The 19979-nt window shown below is 64.5% G+C and carries 16 protein-coding genes; 11 read left to right on the forward strand and 5 right to left on the reverse strand.

What is annotated here, in order from left to right:
• Positions 1-93: 93 nt before the first annotated feature.
• The 3 genes from EUU22_RS24130 (at position 94) to EUU22_RS24140 (ending at position 3732) form a co-directional block, all read left to right on the forward strand.
• Positions 94-543, forward strand: coding sequence for an endonuclease domain-containing protein (locus EUU22_RS24130; protein WP_129334511.1), 450 nt, complete (start codon positions 94-96; stop codon positions 541-543).
• Between the two features lie 222 nt (positions 544-765).
• Complete coding sequence (gene glyS, locus EUU22_RS24135) at positions 766-3102, forward strand: glycine--tRNA ligase subunit beta (protein ID WP_129334512.1); 2337 nt, start codon at positions 766-768, stop codon at positions 3100-3102.
• Between the two features lie 132 nt (positions 3103-3234).
• Entirely contained in the window at positions 3235-3732 is a 498-nt protein-coding gene (locus EUU22_RS24140; protein WP_129334513.1) for a 2-thiouracil desulfurase family protein, read from the forward strand.
• Positions 3733-3818: 86 nt separating this feature from the next.
• Here the strand turns inward: EUU22_RS24140 and EUU22_RS24145 are convergent, their stop codons facing one another.
• The 4 genes from EUU22_RS24145 to purD form a co-directional block, all read right to left on the reverse strand.
• On the reverse strand, positions 3819-4151 hold the full coding sequence (locus EUU22_RS24145; RefSeq protein WP_129334514.1) for a hypothetical protein: 333 nt from the start codon (positions 4149-4151) through the stop codon (positions 3819-3821).
• 165 nt (positions 4152-4316) lie between these two features.
• Complete coding sequence (locus tag EUU22_RS24150; RefSeq protein WP_129334515.1) at positions 4317-6149, reverse strand: methyl-accepting chemotaxis protein; 1833 nt, start codon at positions 6147-6149, stop codon at positions 4317-4319.
• 321 nt (positions 6150-6470) lie between these two features.
• A complete protein-coding gene (locus tag EUU22_RS24155) occupies positions 6471-6938 on the reverse strand; it encodes a plant virulence effector HPE1-like domain-containing protein (protein WP_129334516.1) in 468 nt (155 codons plus the stop codon).
• A gap of 122 nt (positions 6939-7060) precedes the next feature.
• Positions 7061-8332 (reverse strand): phosphoribosylamine--glycine ligase, encoded by a 1272-nt coding sequence (gene purD, locus EUU22_RS24160; protein ID WP_129334517.1) that lies wholly within the window; start codon positions 8330-8332, stop codon positions 7061-7063.
• 172 nt (positions 8333-8504) lie between these two features.
• Between purD and EUU22_RS24165 the strand changes: the two genes are divergently transcribed.
• The 4 genes from EUU22_RS24165 (at position 8505) to ubiA (ending at position 14124) form a co-directional block, all read left to right on the forward strand.
• Positions 8505-10817, forward strand: coding sequence for a Tex family protein (locus EUU22_RS24165; RefSeq protein WP_129334518.1), 2313 nt, complete (start codon positions 8505-8507; stop codon positions 10815-10817).
• A gap of 142 nt (positions 10818-10959) precedes the next feature.
• Positions 10960-12216: a cyclopropane fatty acid synthase gene (locus EUU22_RS24170; RefSeq protein ID WP_129334519.1), complete on the forward strand. Its 1257-nt coding sequence runs from the start codon at positions 10960-10962 to the stop codon at positions 12214-12216.
• 120 nt (positions 12217-12336) lie between these two features.
• Positions 12337-13119: a MipA/OmpV family protein gene (locus tag EUU22_RS24175; RefSeq protein ID WP_129334520.1), complete on the forward strand. Its 783-nt coding sequence runs from the start codon at positions 12337-12339 to the stop codon at positions 13117-13119.
• A 51-nt stretch (positions 13120-13170) separates the two neighbouring features.
• Positions 13171-14124, forward strand: coding sequence for a 4-hydroxybenzoate octaprenyltransferase (gene ubiA / locus EUU22_RS24180; RefSeq protein ID WP_129334521.1), 954 nt, complete (start codon positions 13171-13173; stop codon positions 14122-14124).
• 110 nt (positions 14125-14234) lie between these two features.
• Here the strand turns inward: ubiA and EUU22_RS24185 are convergent, their stop codons facing one another.
• Positions 14235-14801: a DUF6101 family protein gene (locus EUU22_RS24185; RefSeq protein ID WP_129334522.1), complete on the reverse strand. Its 567-nt coding sequence runs from the start codon at positions 14799-14801 to the stop codon at positions 14235-14237.
• 271 nt (positions 14802-15072) lie between these two features.
• Here EUU22_RS24185 and EUU22_RS24190 point away from each other — a divergent pair, with 271 nt between their 5' ends.
• The 4 genes from EUU22_RS24190 to modC all read left to right on the forward strand — a co-directional run bounded on the left by EUU22_RS24190 (position 15073) and on the right by modC (position 19963).
• Positions 15073-17259, forward strand: a complete 2187-nt coding sequence (locus EUU22_RS24190; protein ID WP_165351287.1) for a DUF1217 domain-containing protein — start codon at positions 15073-15075, stop codon at positions 17257-17259.
• 110 nt (positions 17260-17369) lie between these two features.
• Positions 17370-18164, forward strand: a complete 795-nt coding sequence (gene modA, locus EUU22_RS24195; protein WP_129334524.1) for a molybdate ABC transporter substrate-binding protein — start codon at positions 17370-17372, stop codon at positions 18162-18164.
• 24 nt (positions 18165-18188) lie between these two features.
• Entirely contained in the window at positions 18189-18881 is a 693-nt protein-coding gene (modB, locus tag EUU22_RS24200) for a molybdate ABC transporter permease subunit (protein ID WP_129334525.1), read from the forward strand.
• On the forward strand, positions 18878-19963 hold the full coding sequence (modC, locus tag EUU22_RS24205; RefSeq protein WP_129334526.1) for a molybdenum ABC transporter ATP-binding protein: 1086 nt from the start codon (positions 18878-18880) through the stop codon (positions 19961-19963). Before modB ends, modC begins: the two co-directional genes overlap by 4 nt.
• The last annotated feature ends 16 nt before the right edge of the window (positions 19964-19979 follow it).

Below are 19979 nucleotides of genomic sequence, written 5' to 3' on the forward strand. Positions count from 1 at the left end.
CAGTAGTCAGAAATCGCGCAATGGTTGTATTTTTTCTTGCGTGCGCTAGTATTTCTCTCGCTGCCCACTCATTGATCGACCCGCGCGAGTGTCATGGCTAAGTCGACGTCCCCACTCGACCGCTTCAAACGTGCAAATGCGCGCCGCCTGCGAGCAACCATGACTGATGCCGAGCGCAGGCTCTGGCGACACTTGTGGCGTGTGCCGATCGAGGGAACCCATTTTCGTCGCCAAGTGCCGATTGATCGCTTCTTTGCGGATTTTGCATGCCATCAGGTCGGATTGATTATCGAGCTGGACGGTAGTCAACACGCGAACGATCCCGCGCGGCGGTATGATCTGGCAAGGACCCATGTACTCGAAGCGGCAGGGTATAAGGTTATCCGTTTCTGGAATCACGAAGTGCTGAACGAACTCGATGCTGTACTCGACACGATCTTTGCGGCGGTCGACGAGCGACGGGCCGCGCTCGCCTTGTCCGCGGCCGGTCACCCCACCCCGGCCCTTCGGTCCGACCCTCCCCCTCAAGGGGAGGGTGACTGAGGCGGCACATGCTGACATCTACCTCCCCCTTGAGGGGGGAGGTCGCCGCGAAGCGGCGGGTGGGGGTGACGTCTGTCCGTCCCATCCGATCTTCTCCGCTCCGTGCCAAATTCGCGATTGTACGGACGGGGCAAATTTTGCTAGCAGGAGCTAGCCTTTATCACCCCACCCCGGACCTTCGGTCCGACCCTCCCCATCAAGGGGAGGGTGAGGAAAGAGACCATGCCCGATCTTCTGCTTGAACTCCGCTCCGAGGAAATTCCTGCCCGCATGCAGCGCAAGGCCGCGGGCGACCTGAAGAAGCTCGTGACCGATGCGCTGGTCGAGGCGGGGCTGACCTACGAGGGTGCGCGCGAATACTGGACGCCGCGCCGCCTTGCCCTCGACATCCGCGGGCTCGCCGCGCGCTCCGCCGATGTCCGCGAGGAGAAGAAGGGGCCGCGCGTCGACGCGCCGGAAAAGGCGATCGAGGGCTTTCTGCGCGGCGCCGGCCTTTCCGATGTCTCTCAGGCGCAGGTGGTGAGCGATCCGAAGAAGGGCGATTTCTATGTCGCTTTCATCGAGAAGCCCGGCCGTCCCGCGGAAGAGATCGTCGCCGCCGTCATGCCGGGCATCATTCGCGATTTCCCCTGGCCGAAGTCGATGCGGTCGGGTTCCGCGTCCATGCCGAAGGGCATGTCCTATGGCGGCATCGAGGGCAAGGGCAGCGAAAGCCTGCGCTGGGTCCGCCCGCTGCAGTCGATCGTCTGCACTTTCGGCACCGAGCATGACGAAGTCGCCGTCATTCCCTTCGAGATCGACGGCATCGTGGCCGGCAACACCACCTACGGCCACCGCTTCCACGCGCCGGAGGCCATCACTGTCCGGCGCTTCGGCGATTACGTCGCGAGTCTCGAAAAGGCGAAGGTCGTGCTCGACGCCGAGCGACGCCGCCAGATCATCGCGCAGGACGCCGCGAACCTCGCCTTTGCCAACGGCCTCGACCTCGTCGAGGACGCCGACCTGCTGGAAGAGGTCTCCGGCCTCGTCGAATACCCGCACGTGCTGCTCGGCACGTTCGAGGAAGACTTCCTCTCGATCCCGGCGGAAATCATCCGCCTGACGATCAAGACCAACCAGAAGTGCTTCGTCACCCGCCCGCACGGCGAGGCGGAAAGGCTCTCGAACCATTTCATCCTCGTCTCCAACATCGAGGCGAAGGACGGCGGCAAGGAGATCATGCACGGCAACGGCAAGGTGGTGCGCGCCCGCCTCTCCGACGCGCTGCATTTCTGGAAGCGCGACCAGGGCGACCTGCCGGACCTCGACACGCTGAAGGCCTCGGCCGCGAAATTCGATCTCGACCTTGCAAAGCCGCTCGACCAGCGCATGGCCAAGCTCGATGCGCTGAACGTCACCTTCCACGCCAAGCTCGGCACGCAGGGTGAGCGCGTCGCCCGCATCCGCGCGCTGGCGAAGGAACTGGCGCCGCTCGTCGGTGCCGACGCGGCGCTCGTCGACCGCGCTGTGGTGCTGGCCAAGGCGGATCTCCGCACCGAAGCCGTCGGCGAGTTCCCCGAGCTTCAGGGCCTGATGGGCCGCCGCTATGCGCTCCTGCAGGGCGAGGACGCCGCCGTCGCCGCCGCCATCGAGGACCACTGGAAGCCGAACGGTCCGTCGGACCGCCTGCCGGAAGACAAGGTCGGCCTGACGGTCGCGCTCGCCGACAAGCTCGATACACTCACCGGCTTCTGGGCGATCGACGAGAAACCGACCGGCTCGAAGGACCCCTATGCGTTGCGCCGTGCGGCGTTGGGTGTGGTGCGGATGATCTTGGAGCGCAATGTTCGGTTGGCTTTACTTAAGGAGCTGAATTCCGCGGGAGCGATAGTTGCTCATAGCCGGTGGGTCGCTCCCGTAAACGAGAAAGTTGACCTTGAGGTCGAGGCAGAGTTTTCGGGCCTGTCGTCAGAAAAACGAAACCGTCTCGCGCAACTTGGAGAATGGGACCTCATAGGGGATCCTGCTGGCTTCGACGTTGGATCGATAGCGACAGTGGTCATCGACCTCCTTTCCTTCTTCCACGACCGTCTGAAGGTCTACCTGCGCGACCAGGGTGCCCGCCACGACATCATCGATGCGGTGCTCACGCCAGAGGCCGACGACCTGCTGATGGTCGCCCGCCGCGCCGAGGCGCTGACGGCCTTCATCACCTCGGAAGACGGTATCAACCTCTTGGCCGGCACCAAGCGCGCCACGCAGCTTCTCGCAGCGGAAGAGAAGAAGGGCACCGTCGTTGCCGACGCAGTCTCCGAGGCGCTGCTGACGCTCGACGCCGAGAAAGCGCTCTATGCCGCGATCAGGGTCGCGACCGCGGAAGCCGCCGAGGCCGTGGCGAAGGAAGACTTCCGCTCCGCCATGCAGGCGCTGTCGAAGCTCCGCGCGCCGGTCGACACCTTCTTCGACGACGTGCTGGTGAATGATGAGGATGCCGCGATCCGCGCCAATCGCCTGGCACTCTTGAAGGCGATTCGCGAAGCGACCGGCACGGTTGCGGATTTCTCGAAGATTTCGGGCTAGCCTCTCCCCCTGCGGGAGAGGAAGAAAAATCGGCATCTTGGCTTTAGCCAAGTGCCAGATTTTTCAGGTGAGGGGGAAGGTCTGACGCAGGACGTTCGCTTTCTCGGCGGGCTGCCCACAAGGGGAAGAGGAATGAGCGTGTCGAACATCCTCATCAGCGCCTGTCTTCTCGGCCGCCCGGTCCGCTACGACGGCAAGGGTAAGCCGCTCGTCCACCCGGCGATCGATCGCTGGAAGGCCGAGGGCCGGCTCGTCGCCTTCTGTCCGGAACAGGCGGGTGGACTTTCGACGCCGCGCCCGCCGGCCGAAATCGAGGGTGGCGCAACCGGCGAGGACGTGATCGAGGGGCGCGCAAGCGTCATCGAGAAGACCGGGCGCGACGTCTCGCAAGCCTTCGTCGAGGGCGGACGGAAGGCCGTCGATTTCGCCCGCGCCCATGGCTGCGCCTACGCGCTGCTGATCGACGGCAGCCCGTCTTGCGGGTCCGGCTTCATCTATGACGGGAGTTTTTCCGGCGGGCGCCATCCGGGCCTCGGCGTAACCGCGGCGCTGCTGCGCCGGGCCGGTATCGAGGTCTTCTCCGATCGCGAGATAGAGGCGCTCGCGGCGCGTCTCGCCGAAGGCACTTAGTTGCCAGTCGGCGATCCTATCAAAGGCATGCCAGACATGCGAAGGGCGGCGTTGCCGCCGCCCTGATCCGTTTGCGGGTGGGACGATCAATCGTCGTTGTCGTTTCCGCCGTCGTGATCGTTGCCATTGTCATGGCCGGCACCGTGATCATTCTCGCCACGGCCGTTGTCGTCGCCACGACCGTTGTCATCGTTACCGTTGTCGTCATTGCCGCCGGTGCCGTTGTCGTCACTGCCGTTGCGGTCGGTGTCGCCCATGCCGTTGTCGTCGCCCGAACGGTCGCCGCTGGCCGAGGAAGTCTCGTGGCCGAGGCACTGGGCGACGGTAGAGCACTTTTCGGTGGCCATGGCGGGGGCGGCAAGCAACGAGGAAGTGGAAGCGGCGAGAAGGGCGGCGAATACTGCGGTGTAGGTCTTCATTGGTCTGTCCTCCGTGTTGAAGATGGGATTATGAATACTCAACACTGGCTGACGGTTGGCTGACCGCTATCTGACGGGAAGCTGACAACGGCAAGAAAAACGCCCCGCAACGAAAAAAGCCGCCGGATCGCTCCGGCGGCCTTCCTGCATGATGACGATAAGTCGTCAGCTCGCCATACGCATCTGCTGCGCGACGCGCTGCAGGCCGTAGCCCTGGCTGCCGGAAACCTTGAAGCTGCGGATGAGGGTCAGCAGTTCCTCGGTATCGTTGGCGAGCGCCTCGGCCGATGCGGTGGTTTCCTCGGCCATCGCGGCGTTGTGCTGCGTCGCCGCGTCGAGCTGGTTCATCGCCGAGGAGATCGAGCGCAGCGTGGTGTCCTGCTCGACCGCCGAATGGGCGATCTTCGAGACGATGTCGCTTGCCGTCTTGATCTGGTCGGAGATCCGCTTCAGCGCCTCGCCGGCCTGGCCGACGAGCTGCACGCCGTTCTGCACCTGCCCGGTCGAATGCGAGATCTGGTCCTTGATCTCCTTAGCGGCGGCAGCCGAACGCTGGGCGAGCTCGCGCACTTCCTGGGCGACGACGGCAAAACCCTTGCCGCTTTCGCCGGCCCGTGCCGCCTCGACACCTGCGTTGAGCGCCAGCAGGTTGGTCTGGAAGGCGATCTCGTCGATGACGCCGATGATCTTGCCGATCTCCATCGAAGACTTCTCGATGCCGCTCATCGCGCTGATCGCCTCGGCGACGACGGCATCCGAGCGGGATGCTTCGCTGGAGACCGTATTCACGCGCTTGGCGGCCTCCTGTGCGCCCTCCGCCGTCTGGCGGACGGCGACGGTGAGTTCGTCGAGTGCCGCCGAGGTTTCCTCGAGGTTGGCGGCCTGCCGCTCGGTGCGCTGGGAGAGTTCGTTGGAGGCACGGCGGATTTCCTCCTTCGAGCCGCCGATGTCGACGCCCTTGGCACTGACCTTGGACATCGCCGCTTCGAGATGCGAGAGCGCATCGTTGAAGTTGTCGCGAAGCGTCGCGTATTTCGGGCCCAGATCGCCGCAACGGACGGTCAGGTCGCCGCCGGCAAGCTCTTCCAGGGCAACGCCGATGGTCGCGACCACATGCGCCTGCTGCTCGCTCTCCTGCCGCTGCATGGCGGCATTCTGCTGCCGCTCGCTGTCGAGCTCGCGGTCCTGTGCCTTCTGGCGTTCCGCCATGGCATGGCGCTCGCGCACCTTGTCCTGCAGCGAAAGCGTGGCCTTGGCCATCATGCCGACCTCGTTGCGCATGTCGGTATGCGGGATCGTAACCGTGACGTTCTCGTCGGCGACGGCTTCCAGCGCGTCGTGGATGGCCGTGAGCGGCCGGGTAATGCCGCGGATCACGAAGAACGCTGCGGCAGAGCCGAGACCGAAGACGACCATACCGATGAACAGAGCGTCCATCACGCCCTTCATGACCGTTGCATCGAGATCGTCCAGATAGGCGCCGGTGCCGATCATCAGGCCCCAGGGTTCGAATGTGGTCGAATAGGCGGCCTTGGGGGAGAGCTGGTTTTCGGCCATGCCGGGCTTCGGCCATTCATAGGTGGTCCAGCCGCCGCCCTGGCGGGCCTTCTGCACCATTTCGACGAGGAACTTGTTGCCCGATTTGTCGGTGACATGGGCGAAATTCTTGCCGATGCCCTTTCCGTCGAGATAGATCACGCGGTTGACGTCGTAGTCGTAACCGAAGATGTAGCCGTCGGGCTCGTAGCGGATTTTCGCGAGGACGTCGTAAGCCTGTGTCTTGGCTTCCGCGGTCGTCAGCTCGCCCTTCACCTCGAGGTCGTGATAGCGCTTGAGAACCGAGACCGCTGCCTCGGTCTGTGTCCGCAGCATCTCGTAACGCTCGCTGTAGATTGCGTCACTCGATGCGCGGATCTGGAAAAAGGTGGCGATCGCGAAGGCGAGCATCAGCCCGCCGATCAGCATCATAAGCTGGCTGGAAATCTTAAGGTTCTTCATCGTGCCTCTCAGACAGGGGGCCGGTTCCGCTGCCTGGATGGGGATCGCAGCTTCGACCGACGGTCAGTCGGCGCTTCCTGCGCCCGTCATGTGCTGCATCGCACCTCGTATCGGTTCATAGCGATCCAACTATAAACTTTCCCCTAATTTACGAGGGGGCTTATACCTAAGGATAGTCAATGCCTTGTGCCGAGCCGCTGAAGGGCCGCAAAGCAATGCGCCCGGACGGGGTGTCCGGGCGCATTTGTCCGCAGTCGCTGCGGCGGCCACCCCTCGAACCTGGATCGTGCGGTCATGGGGCGGGGGATTTCGTGGCGGGCGTCAGGGCAGCCTGAGTTCAAAACCTGACGTGTCGAGCGTGGCCGCCGTGGTCGCGGTTGCCGCGCCGGCCTCGCCGCCCACGGCTGCCGTTGTTGCCGCGGCATCGATGCCGACCTCGCCGTTGCCGTCCTGGCCCGGAATGGCGGCGGTGACGATCGAGCCGTTGGTCGCCCAGCCCTCGGCCTTGTTGATGAAGACGACCGGCGAGCCGCCCATCCAGGCTTCGGTGCGGATGAGCTTGCGTTCGCCGTCCATGTTCCTGATTTCCGCCTTCTGTTCTCCGGCGGGAAGCGTCGGCACAACATAGGCGCTCTTCTTGACGGCGACCGGCGGCGGGCAATCCGGACAGCGCATGACCTCGACGCTGTGGCTCTCCGCGCGCGGAACGGCGTGGATCACCTCGACGGACGATGCCACGGCCGGGCCGGTGGCCAGGATGACGGCTGCGGTCAGGATCAGACGACGCATGGTATAAGCACTCCCCGAGCTGTTATCGGGGAGGCTAGACCGGCTTTGTTGATATCCGGTCAGGAGGAATGGTAAATATTGACCGAATAGCGCCTTTTTCGTCGCGAAATCGGTGCCGTTGGTCAGTTTTCGTCGCGCGCGATCGCCCGCCAGCCGATGTCGCGGCGGCAGAAACCGTTTTCCCACGCCACCTGGTCGACCAGCGCATAGGCCCGCGCCTGGGCCTCGGCGACCGTCTTGCCGGTCGCCGTCGCGTTCAGCACACGCCCGCCGGTCGCAACCAGCTTTCCGTCCTTCAGCGCCGTACCGGCATGGAAGACCTTGGCGCTCGCCGTTTCCGCGGGCATGGCCTCGATCGGCGTGTTCTTGTCGTAGGCACCGGGATAGCCCTTCGAAGCGAGCACGACGGTGAGCGCCGGATCGTCGATCCACTCGGCCGAAACCTTGTCGAGCGTGCCGGTCGCAGTGGCGTAAAGCAGCGGCAGCAGGTCGCTCTTCAGCCGCATCATCAGCACCTGGCATTCCGGATCGCCGAAGCGGACATTGTATTCGATGAGTTCGGGCCCCTTGGCCGTGATCATCAAGCCGGCGAAGAACACGCCGCTGAAGGGCGAGCCCATCTCCGCCATGCCGCGCATGGTCGGCTCGATGATCTCCTTCATCGTGCGCTCGACCATTTCTGGCGTCATCACCGGGGCCGGCGAATAGGCGCCCATGCCGCCGGTGTTCGGGCCGGTGTCGCCGTCGCCGACACGTTTGTGGTCCTGGGCAGTGGCGAGCGGAAGCGCGTGCTTGCCGTCGCAGAGGCAGAAGAAGCTCGCTTCCTCGCCGTCGAGAAAGGCCTCGACCACCACTTCCGCACCGGCCGCACCGAAGGCGCCTTCGAAACAGTCGTCGATCGCCGCCAGCGCCTCGTCGAGCGTCATCGCAACCGTCACGCCCTTGCCGGCGGCGAGCCCGTCGGCCTTGATGACGATCGGCGCGCCCTGGGCACGGACATAGGCCTTCGCCTTCGGCGCGTTGTTGAAACGCTGGTAGGCGCCCGTCGGAATGTCGAAGCGGGCACAGAGATCCTTGGTGAAGCCCTTCGAACCTTCGAGCTGGGCGGCGGCGGCCGACGGCCCGAAGACGGCGATGCCGGCGGCGCGCAGCACGTCGGCAAGTCCCGCTACCAGCGGCGCTTCCGGTCCGACGACGACGAAGTCGATCGCCTTTTCCTCGCAGAAGGCGGTGACGGCGGCGTGATCGTCTACGTTGAGGGCGACGAGCACCGCATGCTCGGCGATGCCGGGATTGCCCGGTGCGGCGTAGAAGGCCTCCATCAGCGGCGACTGCGCCAGCTTCCACGCCAGCGCATGTTCGCGCCCGCCCGACCCGATCAACAGAACCTTCATCGCTCGTCTCCGAAATCCTTTGATAGCCGGGCGTTAAGGGCAGGGGGGCGAAAGGTCAAGGTGGCATATGCGCTTTCGCGCCATGCTTTCCTGTGGAGGCGGGGAGGGCGCCGTTGCCTTGGCACAATCCGTCGCTATGGTCTGCCGACTTCTTAAGAGGACAGGAATGTTCATGGCCGACGACATCAAATCCATTTCCGCGATCATCGCCGCCGAGATCAGTGCGCGCCCCGACCAGGTGGTGGCGGCCGTCGGACTGCTGGACGAAGGCGCGACCGTGCCCTTTATCGCGCGCTACCGTAAGGAAGTGACCGGCGGTCTCGACGACACCCAGCTGCGCAACCTTTCCGAACGGCTGATCTACCTGCGCGAGCTTGCCGCCCGCCGCAAGGCGATCGTCGAGTCGATCACCTCACAGGGCAAGATGACCGACGAGCTCGCCGCGAAGATTGCAGGCGTCGCCACCAAGGCCGAGCTGGAGGATATCTATCTTCCCTACAAGCCGAAGCGTCGCACACGCGCCGAGATCGCCCGCGAGCGCGGGCTTGCACCCCTTGCGGAGGCAATCTGGGCGGACCGCACGGCCGATCCGGCGAAGCTCGCCGAAGCCTATCTGACCGAAGAGGTGCCGGACGTGAAGGCGGCGCTCGAAGGCGCGCGCGACATCGTCGCGGAAGGGATCGCGGAGAATGCCGACCTGCTCGGCCGGCTGCGCAACGATCTCAAGGACCGGGCGCTGCTCTATTCCAAGGTGGTCGAGGGCAAGGAACAGGCGGGCGAAAAGTTCGCCGACTATTTCGATCATTCGGAGCGCTGGGCTACGGTTCCCGGCCACCGTGCGCTCGCCATGCTGCGCGGCTGGAACGAGGAGGTGCTGACGCTCGCAATCGAGGCGGACCGGGACGACGCGTCCCCGGTTAAGCCGGCGCAGCGGATGATCGCCGCCGCCTTCGCCATTGCCGACAAGGGCCCCGCCGACCGCTGGCTGATGGAGGTCGCCGGCTGGACCTGGCGGGTGAAGCTCTCGATGTCGCTCTCCCTCGACCTCATGCGCGAACTGCGCGAACGGGCCGAGGAAGAGGCGATCCACGTCTTTGCCCGTAACCTGAAGGACCTGCTGCTCGCAGCCCCCGCCGGCTCGCGCGCTACCATGGGGCTCGATCCGGGCATCCGCACCGGCGTGAAGGTCGCGATCGTCGACGGCACCGGCAAGGTCGTCGACACCACGACCGTCTATCCCTTCCCGCCGAAGAACGACGTTCGCGGCACGCAGGCGGAGCTGGCGAGCCTCATCCGCAAGCACAAGGTGGAGCTGATCGCGATCGGCAACGGCACCGGCAGCCGCGAGACGGAGAAGCTGGTCGCCGACATGCTCGCCCAGATGCCGGCGCCGAAGCCGACCAAGGTGATCGTTTCGGAAGCCGGCGCCTCGGTCTATTCGGCCTCCGAGACGGCGGCGCGGGAATTCCCGAACCTCGACGTCTCGCTGCGCGGTGCCGTCTCGATTGCGCGGCGTCTGCAGGACCCGCTCGCCGAACTGGTGAAGATCGAGCCGAAGTCGATCGGCGTCGGCCAGTACCAGCACGACGTCGACCAGGCGAAGCTCGGTCGCTCGCTCGACGCGGTGGTCGAAGACGCGGTGAACGCGGTTGGCGTAGATTTGAACACGGCCTCGGCGCCATTGCTCGCGCGCGTCTCCGGCCTCTCCGGTTCCATCGCCGAGGCGATCGTCGCCCATCGCGACGAGACCGGCCCGTTCGAAAGCCGTAAGGAACTTCTCAAGGTGTCCCGTCTCGGCGCGCGCACCTTCGAGCAATGCGCCGGCTTCCTGCGCATTCCGAACGGCAAGGAGCCGCTCGATGCCTCCGCTGTCCACCCGGAGGCCTATGGCGTGGCAAAGAAGATCGTCGCCGCCTGCGGACGCGACCTGCGCACGCTGATGGGTGACAGTGCGACCCTGAGGAGCCTCGATCCGCGAACCTTCATCGACGAGCAGTTCGGCCTGCCGACCGTGAAGGACATCATCGCCGAGCTCGAAAAGCCCGGCCGCGACCCGCGTCCGAGCTTCAGGACCGCGACCTTCGCCGAGGGTGTCGAGGAGATCACCGACCTGAAGCCCGGCATGCTGCTCGAGGGGACGGTGACGAACGTCGCTGCCTTCGGCGCCTTCGTCGATATCGGCGTGCACCAGGACGGTCTCGTCCACGTCTCGCAGCTCGCCGACCGTTTCGTCAAGGATCCGCACGAGGTGGTGAAGGCCGGCGATGTCGTGAAGGTCCGCGTCGTCGAGGTCGACGTCAAGCGCAAGCGGATTGCGCTCACCATGCGCAAGGACGGTGGCGAAGCGCCGCCTCCGTCTGCCCGCGACAGCCGCGGGCCGGGTCCGTCGCGTCCCGGCGGCGGCAAACCGCAGGTCCGGCAGGAGGCGCGTCCGCAGCAGGGAAGTCTCGGCGTGGCGCTGGCGGAAGCCTTCCGCAAGAAGTGAGGCAAAGGGTGGCGCAAAGACGCCACCTGTCCCCGGCTTCAAGAAATATGAAGCATCGATAATAATCTCGCGCTTGTCCAAGCTGATAAAAGCGTTAGATTTTTTCCGTTTCATATTCGTTGATAGCAAATTGGGGGCATAAATGACCTCGAAGCTTGAGGGATTACTGAATCGCATAATCAGAACCGGTACGCTGACGGCGACCACCGCTGACGGAAAGAACAAGACCTACGGAGACGGTACGGGCGATCCGGTCGCCATCCGCTTCATCGACGAGAAGGCCGAGAACGAACTCGTCGATGATCCGCAACTGAAGCTCGGCGAAATCTACATGGACGGCCGCATGGTCATGGACGCGGGGGATATCTACGATCTCCTCGCGCTCGTGAAGTCCAATACGCTTGCCGAGGACTTGAGCTTCGGCATGATCTGGCGCGGGGTGGCCCGGCTGGCGCTCACCCGCCTGCAGCGCCTCCTTCCCCTCAACCACAACCAACGCAACGTCGCTCACCATTACGACCTCTCGGCGAAGCTCTTCGACCTCTTCCTCGATCCCGACTGGCAATATTCATGCGCCTATTTCGAGACGCCGGAGACTTCGCTGGAAGAGGCTCAGGTCGCCAAGAAGCGCCACATCGCCGCCAAGCTGCTGCTCGGCGAAGGCCAACGCGTGCTGGAGATCGGTTCCGGCTGGGGCGGCATGGCGATGTATCTCGCCGAATCCTCCGGGGTCGACGTCACCGGCATCACGCTCTCCACCGAACAGCTGCGCGTCTCGCGTGGCCGGGCAGAGAAGCGAGGGCTTTCCTCCCGCGTCCGCTTCGAGCTGCAGGACTACCGCACCATGAAGGCGAAGCCGTTCGACCGCATCGTCTCGGTCGGCATGTTCGAGCATGTCGGCCCCTCCAATTACGGCCGGTTCTTCCGCAAGGTGGCCGAGCTGCTCGACAAGGACGGCGTCATGCTGCTGCATTCGATCGGCCAGCCGACGCCGCCGCTCGTCAACAATCCCTTCTTCGAGAAGTACATCTTCCCGGGAGGCTACATTCCCTCCCTCGCCGAGGTGCTGCCGGCGGTGCAGAAGGCGGGTCTCTTCGTCCGCGACATCGAGATCATGCCGCGCCACTACGCCCGCACGCTCCGTCTGTGGCGCGAACGGTTCCTCGCCCGCAAGGAAGAGGTGGTCCGGCTCTATGACGAGCGGTTCGTCCGCATGTGGGAATTCTATCTCGCCGGTTCGGAGATGGCCTTCACGCATCAGGGCTTCTTCATCTTCCAGATGCAGCTCGCCCGGAACACCTTCGCGGTTCCCGACACGCGCGGCTACATGGCCGAGCGTGAGGCGTCTCTTGCCGCCTTCGACGCGACGCGCCCGCCACTCGAGAAGGTGACGTACTGAAACCGGGCGCGGGGAGAGCAGCGGCAAGGTTAATGATCCGGTAACGCATTTCGTGCGAATGCGTCACCGGTTCCCCTCCGCACCGGCGGACCTTCGTATTGCGTTTCCGGAGCTTGTGTCATGCGTCTTCCCGCCCGCTTTCTCTTGTCCCTCGTCACCCTTCTGCCGGCTCACGCGGTCCTCGCCGGCGACTGGTATGCGAAGCTCGGCGCGCAGGGTGTGAGCGAGCCTTCCTACGAAGGCTCGACGGAACGGAAGATCGGGATCTCTCCGACGATCTCGATCGGACGCGAAGGCAATACGCAGCCGTTTTCGTCGCGCAACGACAGCCCCTCCTTCGGTATCGTCGAGACCGAAGCGGTGAGGGCCGGCGTCGCCGGCCGGCTGGTCTGGGGACGGGATTCCGATACCTCGGACGACCTCGAGGGCCTGTCCGACGTGAAGTTTGGCGCCGAAGTCGGCGGGTTCGTCGATGTCTACCCGACCGACTATCTGCGGGTGCGCGGAGAGTTGCGCCAGGGCGTCCGCAGCCATGACGGCCTCGTCGCCGATGTCGCCGCCGATGCGTTCACGGACATTGCGCCCGACCTGCAGGTTTCCGGCGGACCGCGCGCCCGATATGCGACGAGCGGCTACAGCCGCGCCTATTACGGCGTGAACGCCGCCGAATCGGCCGCTTCCGGTCTTGACCAGTATGATCCGGGCGCCGGCTGGCAATCGGTCGGGGCAGGGGCGGCGATCACCTGGAATGCCACCGAACGGCTGCAGGCGAGCGCCTTTGCCGAATACAAGCGCCTCGTCGGGCCGGCCGCCGACAGCAGCCTCGTCCAGGAGCGTGGCACGCCGAACCAGTTCCTCTTCGGCGTCGGGGCAAGCTACAAGTTCGGTGTCCGGGTCGACTGATCGGCCGCACCTCTTGTTTCCTTCCGCCGGTGTTTGGTCTATCAATCCGGCATGAACACGTTTGCTGAAAATTCCGGGCGCGTCGCCGATGCGCCCTCCGACAACTGGGTCTACCGCATCCTGCCGCGCGCCGCCTGGCCCTTTGCCCAGCTCGCGCGCTGGGACCGGCCGATCGGCTGGCAGCTCCTGATGTGGCCCTGCTTCTGGTCGTCGGCGCTTGCCGCCAACGTCCTCCAGGGGGAGGGGCGGTTGAGCGTCCTGCTCTTCGCCTTCCATCTCGTGCTCTTCTTCATCGGTTCGGTCGCCATGCGCGGCGCCGGCTGCACCTATAACGACCTCGTCGATCACGAGATCGATATGGCGGTCGCCCGCACCCGGTCGCGGCCGCTTCCCTCCGGTCGCGTCAGCCGCCTGCAGGCGAAGCTCTTCATGGCGGCGCAGGCCCTCACCGGCCTTTTCGTCCTTCTCTGCTTCAACGGCTTTGCGATCGGGCTCGGCGTGCTCTCGCTGGCGATCGTCGCGATCTATCCCTTCGCCAAGCGCTTCACCGACTGGCCGCAATTCTTCCTCGGGCTCGCTTTCTCCTGGGGCGGACTGATGGGCTGGGCCGGGCTCTTCGGCTCGCTGTCTCTGCCGGCCGTGCTGCTTTATGCCGCCGCCGTCGCCTGGACGATCGGCTACGACACCATCTACGCCCATCAGGACAAGGAGGACGATGCGCTGATCGGCGTGCGTTCCACCGCGCGCCTCTTTGGCGAAAACACCCGTGCCTGGCTCGTCGGCCTCTACGGCCTGACGCTCGTTCTGCTCGCCGCCGCCTTCTTCGCGGCCGGGGCCGGTCTCCTCGCCTTTGCCGGCCTTTTCGTCGCCGGCGGCATGTTCATCTACCAGATCGCCGTTCTTGACATCGATGACGCTGTCCAGTGCCTCGCGCTCTTCAAGTCCAACAGCCGGGTCGGCGCGATCGTCTTCCTCGGGCTTCTTGCCGCGCTGCCTTTCGCCTGAGGCAAAACCGCTGGCCCGAAACGAAACAGGCCCCGCATCGGAATGAGCGGGGCCTCGTATCTGGCGGTTGCCTGATTGTCTCGAAAAGAACCGGATGACCGGTCCTTCGCTCAGTTGCGGGCGATGATTTCCTTGCCGGAGATCTTCATCGCCACGCCGAGGCTGCCGGTCGAGCGGCGGACCAGGAAGCGCGGGCGGCGCTGTGCGAAATAGGAATGGCGGCGGCGCGGCTGGGTGGCGCGGGCCTTGACGTCACCGAGATGCTCTTCAAGCGGACGGGCGATACCGTCGGCCTCGACCATCAGCATCGGGATCCGGAAAGCATCCGCCCATCCCCGCCAGTCGGCTGCGATATCGCAGAGGTCGTGTGCTACCAGCAGCGGGATGCACAGGTCCGGATCTTCGTGATGCAGTTCCAAGGTTACCGTTACCTCTCCATCTCCGTGGTCGATCGCCCGCGCCGCGACGCCCTTGAAAGCGCGGGCCGGCAGGGCGAAGGACAGCGGCAGGCCGCTCGAAGGCAAGACCTTTCGCAGAATGGCGCCACGCTCGTCAATGGTGATCGTGACATCGCCGGCCGCTTCGCGCAATGCGTAAGTGATCTGATGCGGGAAACGGGACGGATCCAGTCTCAGCGTCGCGCCCGCCCAGGCAGGCTTCATAACCGTGTTCGTCATCATCATTCTACCCTTGTTTTACCTCGAGAGCCGTCATGGCCATCGCTTCGGGACTTTGCGTCCTCTGATCGCGAAGATAGTCGCGCCCCCTTCCGGGCAACTTAAAAATTGCGGTTAAGAAAACTTTGCATCCTCAGATGGTTAGCGAAGTCCAACGGCTCAGGGTTTCGAGACAGTGAACGCGCTCGCCACCTGCTGCCGCGCCAAAAGCCCGGGGCAAGGCTCGGCAGGCATGGTGGCCGCGCCAGTGTTCTCGTCCGGGAGTTGCGCCGTGGTTTCCACCTATCTGAGCTATGACCTCGTCGTCAGGAATCTGAAGTCGAGTCTCGATCGCGTCGCTTCGGACGCCCAGACGGAGCGGCTTGCCGCCTACTACAAGGAAAACATCGACAAGGTGACCACGGTCGACGAGTTTCTCGACGACTACCGGCTCTACAGCTATGCGATGAAGGCTCACGGCCTGGAGGACATGACCTACGCCAAGGCCTTCATGAAGAAGGTTCTGGAAAGCGACCTCAACGATTCCGAGAGCTACGCCAACAAGCTCACCGACGAGCGCTACCGGAACTTCGCACTTGCCTTCCAGTTCGTCGGGCAGGTCAAGGATGTCCAGACGGACGCCCAGGAGACAGCGATCATCGACGGCTACAAGCGGGCTCAGGTCGATCTCGCCGGCGACGTCGAAACGGAGACGAACTATTACGAGGCGGCGATCGACACGGTCACCAGTGCGGACCAGCTGGTCAAGTCGAAGCGGCTCTTCAATTACGTCCTTGAGGCCTACGGCATCGACCGCGGCTACTATACCAACGACCACTTCGTCAAAATCCTGACGAGCGACACGTCGGATCCGAACAGCTACGTCAACCAGCTCGTCACCGACAATGCCGCCAACTCGGCCGCGTTTCTCAAGATGGCACAGGCGTTCAATTTCAACGCCGACGGCAGCCTTTCGGCGGCGACCGCCCAGACGGCGGACCAGAAGGAGGCGACCGTCTACCTCTATGTCGACGGCGCGCAGAACTACGTGTCCGAATACACGCTTGCGCGGGAGAAGAAGTACTACTCCGCCAAGATGGCGACCATCACCTCGGTCGGGGAACTCACCTCCGACACGCGCCTCTTCGACTACGTGAAGACGGCCTTCCAGCTCGACGCCGGCATGACCTCGTCGGTCTTCAAGTCGATCGTTACCAGCGATCTCTCCGACCCGAACAACTACGCCGTCACCAATGGCGGCGCCGCCTGGGTGGCGATCGCCCAGAAATTCAATTTCGATACGGCCGGCAACGTCAAGGCCGGCTACGCCGCGCAGCAAGGCACCCAGATCATCGAGACGAATTCGGCCTATGCCGAGTTTTACGACGATAAGGATGTCGAGCGTATGGACAGCATGATCGACTATTACAAGACGAAGCTTTCCGACCTCACCGACGTTGACGTCCTGCTCGGCAATGCGGCGCTGCGCCCGATCCTGCTCAAGCCCTTCGGCATCGAGGCCGGAGAATACACCGACGCCGAACTGCGCAAGGCCCTGACCAGCGACGTCACCGATCCGGCGAGCTTCGTCAACAGGTCCCGGGACGAGCGTCTGGTAAAACTCGCCGAAGCCTTCAATTTCGACGGTAAGGGCGATGCCGCGGTGCCGCTTCTCGCGCAGAACCAGTTGGCCATCACCCGCACGGCCAAGGATTACATCGTCAACAAGATCCGCTTCCTCGAGGGTGACGACAAGACGAAGGCGAAGACGGCGGCCGAAGCGGAGACCAAATACTATCAGGAGAAGATCCAGAGCATTCGAACCGTGGACGATCTTCTGGCCGACCGTCGCGTGGTGGATGTCGTGCTCGGCGCCTATGGATTCGACCCGGCAAACGTGTCCGACGAGTTCCTGAAGCAGATCTTCTCGTCCGATCTCGATGACGAGAAGAGCTTCGTCAACCAGCAGACGGACGAGGACTGGGCCGAGCTCCTGGCCTCCTTCAATTTCGACGGCGATGGCAATCTGACGCGCGAGACCGTCGGCACGGTGCAACAGCGCGGTTCGGCACTCGAGACCGCCAACATGTACCTCCGGCAAAGCCTCGAAGAGAGCGAAGGCGAGAGCAATCAAGGTGTGCGTCTCGCCCTTTACTTCGAACGTATGGCGCCGACGCTCACCGACGCCTACGGGCTGATTGCCGACAGCGCGCTGCTCGAGGTCTTCCGCGTGACCTACGGTTTTCCCTCCGAGTTCTCCAGCATGGACGTCGACGTGCAGGCGAAGATCGTCAAGAAGAACCTCGACCTCTCGGAGATGCAGGACCCCGCCAAGGTCAAGCGCCTGCTGCAGCGCTTCACCGCCATGTACGACATGGAGAACTCCACGACCGATCCGGTGCTCGGGGTTTTCGGCGACGGCAGTGCCGGCATCAGCGGCGACCTCCTGATGTCCCTCGCCACGCTGCGGTCCGGCTGATCCACGGCCGGGCTCAAGCCCGGGACGGAGGCCGGCCTCTTGCCTGGCGGTTTCTGATCGGCTACCGATATATCCATGAAAATATATCGACAGCTGGAGAGGGTTCTATAATGAGCGTTTTTGCGGGGGTATCCCGTCTTGTCGGTGCGGTGGTCGTCGCCGGTGTCGTCTTCCTTTCGCCGCTGGCCGCCTCGGCGGCCGATGCCGTGACGGTCTTTGCGGCGGCGAGCCTCAAGGATGTGCTCGGCGAAATCGCCTCCGACTGGAAGGCGGAAACGGGCGGGGAGGTTACGCTCTCCTTCGCCGGCAGTTCGGCCCTCGCCAAGCAGATCGAGGAAGGGGCGCCCGCCGACCTCTTCATCTCGGCCGATCTCAAGTGGATGGATTATGTCGAGAAGGCCGGCCTCGTCGCCGAAGGCAGCCGCGTGAACCTGCTCGGCAACCGGATCGTGCTGGTCGCTCCTTCCGACAGCGCCGTCGCACTTGCGATCGGCAAGGACTTCCCGCTCGCAAGCACCCTCGGCGACGGACATCTCGCCATGGCCAATACCGATGCCGTACCGGCGGGCGTCTACGGCAAGGCGGCGCTCGAAAATCTCGGCGTCTGGGAGAGTGTCAAGGATCACGTCGCCCAGGCGGAAAATGTCCGCGCGGCGCTCCTCCTCGTTTCGCGCGCCGAGGCGCCGCTCGGCATCGTCTACGAGACCGATGCGAAGGCCGATCCGAAGGTGAAGGTGGTGGACCGCTTCCCCGAGGACAGTCATCCGGCGATCGTCTATCCGGCCGCCGCGCTCAAGGCTGCGGATAATGCCGATGCGGCGGCATTTCTCTCTTACCTTCAATCGCCGAAGGCCTATGATCGCTTCACGGCTGCCGGCTTCACGGTGCTTGCCAAGACGAATTGACCGGAGACCGAGGACCACGCCGCCGTGACGCTATCGCCGGAAGAACTGACGGCCATGTTCCTCAGCCTGAAGGTCGCGGCGACAGCCGTGGCCTTTTCCGTGCCGGTCGGCGTGGCGGTCGCCTGTCTGCTCTCTCGCGGCAGGTTCTTCGGCAAGGCGCTCCTGAACGGCATCGTCTACCTGCCGCTCATCATGCCGCCGGTCGTCACCGGCTACCTCCTGCTCCTGACCTTCGGGCGAAAGGGGGCGGTCGGCGCCTTTCTCGACCAGTGGTTCGGTCTCGTCTTCTCCTTCCGCTGGACCGGCGCGGCGCTTGCTGCCGGCGTCATGGGTTTTCCGCTGCTCGTGCGTTCGATCCGCCTTTCGCTCGATAATGTCGACCGCAGGCTGGAGGCGGCGGCCTCGACGCTCGGCGCCAGCCGCCCGTGGGTCTTCGTTACGGTGACCCTGCCGCTGATCGTGCCGGGCATCGTCGCCGGCGCGGTGCTCGCCTTCGCCAAGGCGATGGGCGAGTTCGGCGCGACCATCACCTTCGTCTCCAACATACCCGGCGAGACCCAGACGCTCGCCTCGGCGATTTACACCTATACGCAGGTGCCGGGCGGCGAGTTCGCGGCGATGCGGCTGACGCTCGTCTCGATCGTGATCTCGCTCGGTGCGGTGATCGCGTCGGAACTGCTGGCGCGCCGCCTTGCCGCCGGCACGGGGGCGCAATGAGGCTGCGCATCGACGTCCGCCATCGCCGCGACGGCTTCGAGCTTGTCGACGATCTCGCGATCGGCGCCGGCCTGACCGCACTTTTCGGCCCCTCCGGTTCGGGAAAGACCACGCTGGTCAACCTCGTCGCCGGCCTCGAAAAACCGCAACACGGGCGAATCGCCTTCGACGGCGAGACCTGGAGCGATGCGGAACGGGGGATCTTCGTGCCGCCGCACCGGCGCCGGATCGGCTATGTCTTCCAGGAAGGGCGGCTCTTCCCGCACCTCACCGTCCGGCAGAACCTCGCCTATGCCCGGCGCTTCACGCCGGCCGCCGAGCGCCGCGAATCACTGGAGCGTGTCGTCGATCTCCTCGGCATCGGCCGTCTGCTCGACCGCCGTCCGGCCAATCTTTCTGGTGGCGAGAAACAGCGCGTGGCGCTCGGACGCGCGCTGATGGCGAGCCCGCGCCTGCTCCTGATGGACGAGCCGCTGTCGGCGCTGGACAATGAGCGGAAGGCGGCGATCCTTCCGGATATCGAGCGCATCCGCGATGAGGTCGGCATCCCGATCCTCTATGTCAGTCATGCGATCGAGGAGGTCGCCCGCCTCGCCACCCGCGTCGTCGTGCTCGCCCAGGGCCGGGCCACCGCGATCGGGGCGCCGGACGAGGTGCTGAACGTCGTGTCGTCGGCGACAGGCGCCCTGCAGCCGGGCAACTTCCTCCACGCTGTCGTCACCGGCCACAGCCCGGAGGAGGGACTGACGCTCGCCGACAGTCGCGCCGGACCGCTCTTTCTGCGTCAGGCCGACATGGCGGTCGGCACCCATATCCGTGTTTTCGTGCCGACCAGCGAGATCGTCCTTTCGACGACGGTTCCGGACGGCATATCGACCCTCAATCGTCTCTCGGGCCATGTCGTGGCACTCACGGATTCCGGCCATTCGGCCATGGTGACTGTTGATTGCAGCGGCGAGCAGCTCGTCGCCGAAGTCACGCGCCGCTCGGCCGCGGGCCTCGGGCTCGCGCCCGGCAAACCCGTCCACCTTCTCTTCAAGGCAGTGTCGATCGCCACCGAGGGCCTGTTCCGCCAGTCGTGACGAATGCCGGGGGCAT

It is taken from the genome of Ciceribacter ferrooxidans, assembly GCF_004137355.1.
In the GTDB taxonomy this organism is placed as follows: Bacteria; Pseudomonadota; Alphaproteobacteria; order Rhizobiales; family Rhizobiaceae; genus Allorhizobium; species Allorhizobium ferrooxidans.

Bases quoted from the DNA above. Each gene is read 5' to 3' on its own strand.
- EUU22_RS24130 (WP_129334511.1), top strand. From the start codon at position 94: ATGGCTAAGTCGACGTCCCCACTCGACCGCTTCAAACGTGCAAATGCG.
- glyS (WP_129334512.1), top strand. From the start codon at position 766: ATGCCCGATCTTCTGCTTGAACTCCGCTCCGAGGAAATTCCTGCCCGC.
- EUU22_RS24140 (WP_129334513.1), top strand. From the start codon at position 3,235: ATGAGCGTGTCGAACATCCTCATCAGCGCCTGTCTTCTCGGCCGCCCG.
- EUU22_RS24145 (WP_129334514.1), bottom strand. From the start codon at position 4,151: ATGAAGACCTACACCGCAGTATTCGCCGCCCTTCTCGCCGCTTCCACT.
- EUU22_RS24150 (WP_129334515.1), bottom strand. From the start codon at position 6,149: ATGAAGAACCTTAAGATTTCCAGCCAGCTTATGATGCTGATCGGCGGG.
- EUU22_RS24155 (WP_129334516.1), bottom strand. From the start codon at position 6,938: ATGCGTCGTCTGATCCTGACCGCAGCCGTCATCCTGGCCACCGGCCCG.
- purD (WP_129334517.1), bottom strand. From the start codon at position 8,332: ATGAAGGTTCTGTTGATCGGGTCGGGCGGGCGCGAACATGCGCTGGCG.
- EUU22_RS24165 (WP_129334518.1), top strand. From the start codon at position 8,505: ATGGCCGACGACATCAAATCCATTTCCGCGATCATCGCCGCCGAGATC.
- EUU22_RS24170 (WP_129334519.1), top strand. From the start codon at position 10,960: ATGACCTCGAAGCTTGAGGGATTACTGAATCGCATAATCAGAACCGGT.
- EUU22_RS24175 (WP_129334520.1), top strand. From the start codon at position 12,337: ATGCGTCTTCCCGCCCGCTTTCTCTTGTCCCTCGTCACCCTTCTGCCG.
- ubiA (WP_129334521.1), top strand. From the start codon at position 13,171: ATGAACACGTTTGCTGAAAATTCCGGGCGCGTCGCCGATGCGCCCTCC.
- EUU22_RS24185 (WP_129334522.1), bottom strand. From the start codon at position 14,801: ATGACGAACACGGTTATGAAGCCTGCCTGGGCGGGCGCGACGCTGAGA.
- modA (WP_129334524.1), top strand. From the start codon at position 17,370: ATGAGCGTTTTTGCGGGGGTATCCCGTCTTGTCGGTGCGGTGGTCGTC.
- modC (WP_129334526.1), top strand. From the start codon at position 18,878: ATGAGGCTGCGCATCGACGTCCGCCATCGCCGCGACGGCTTCGAGCTT.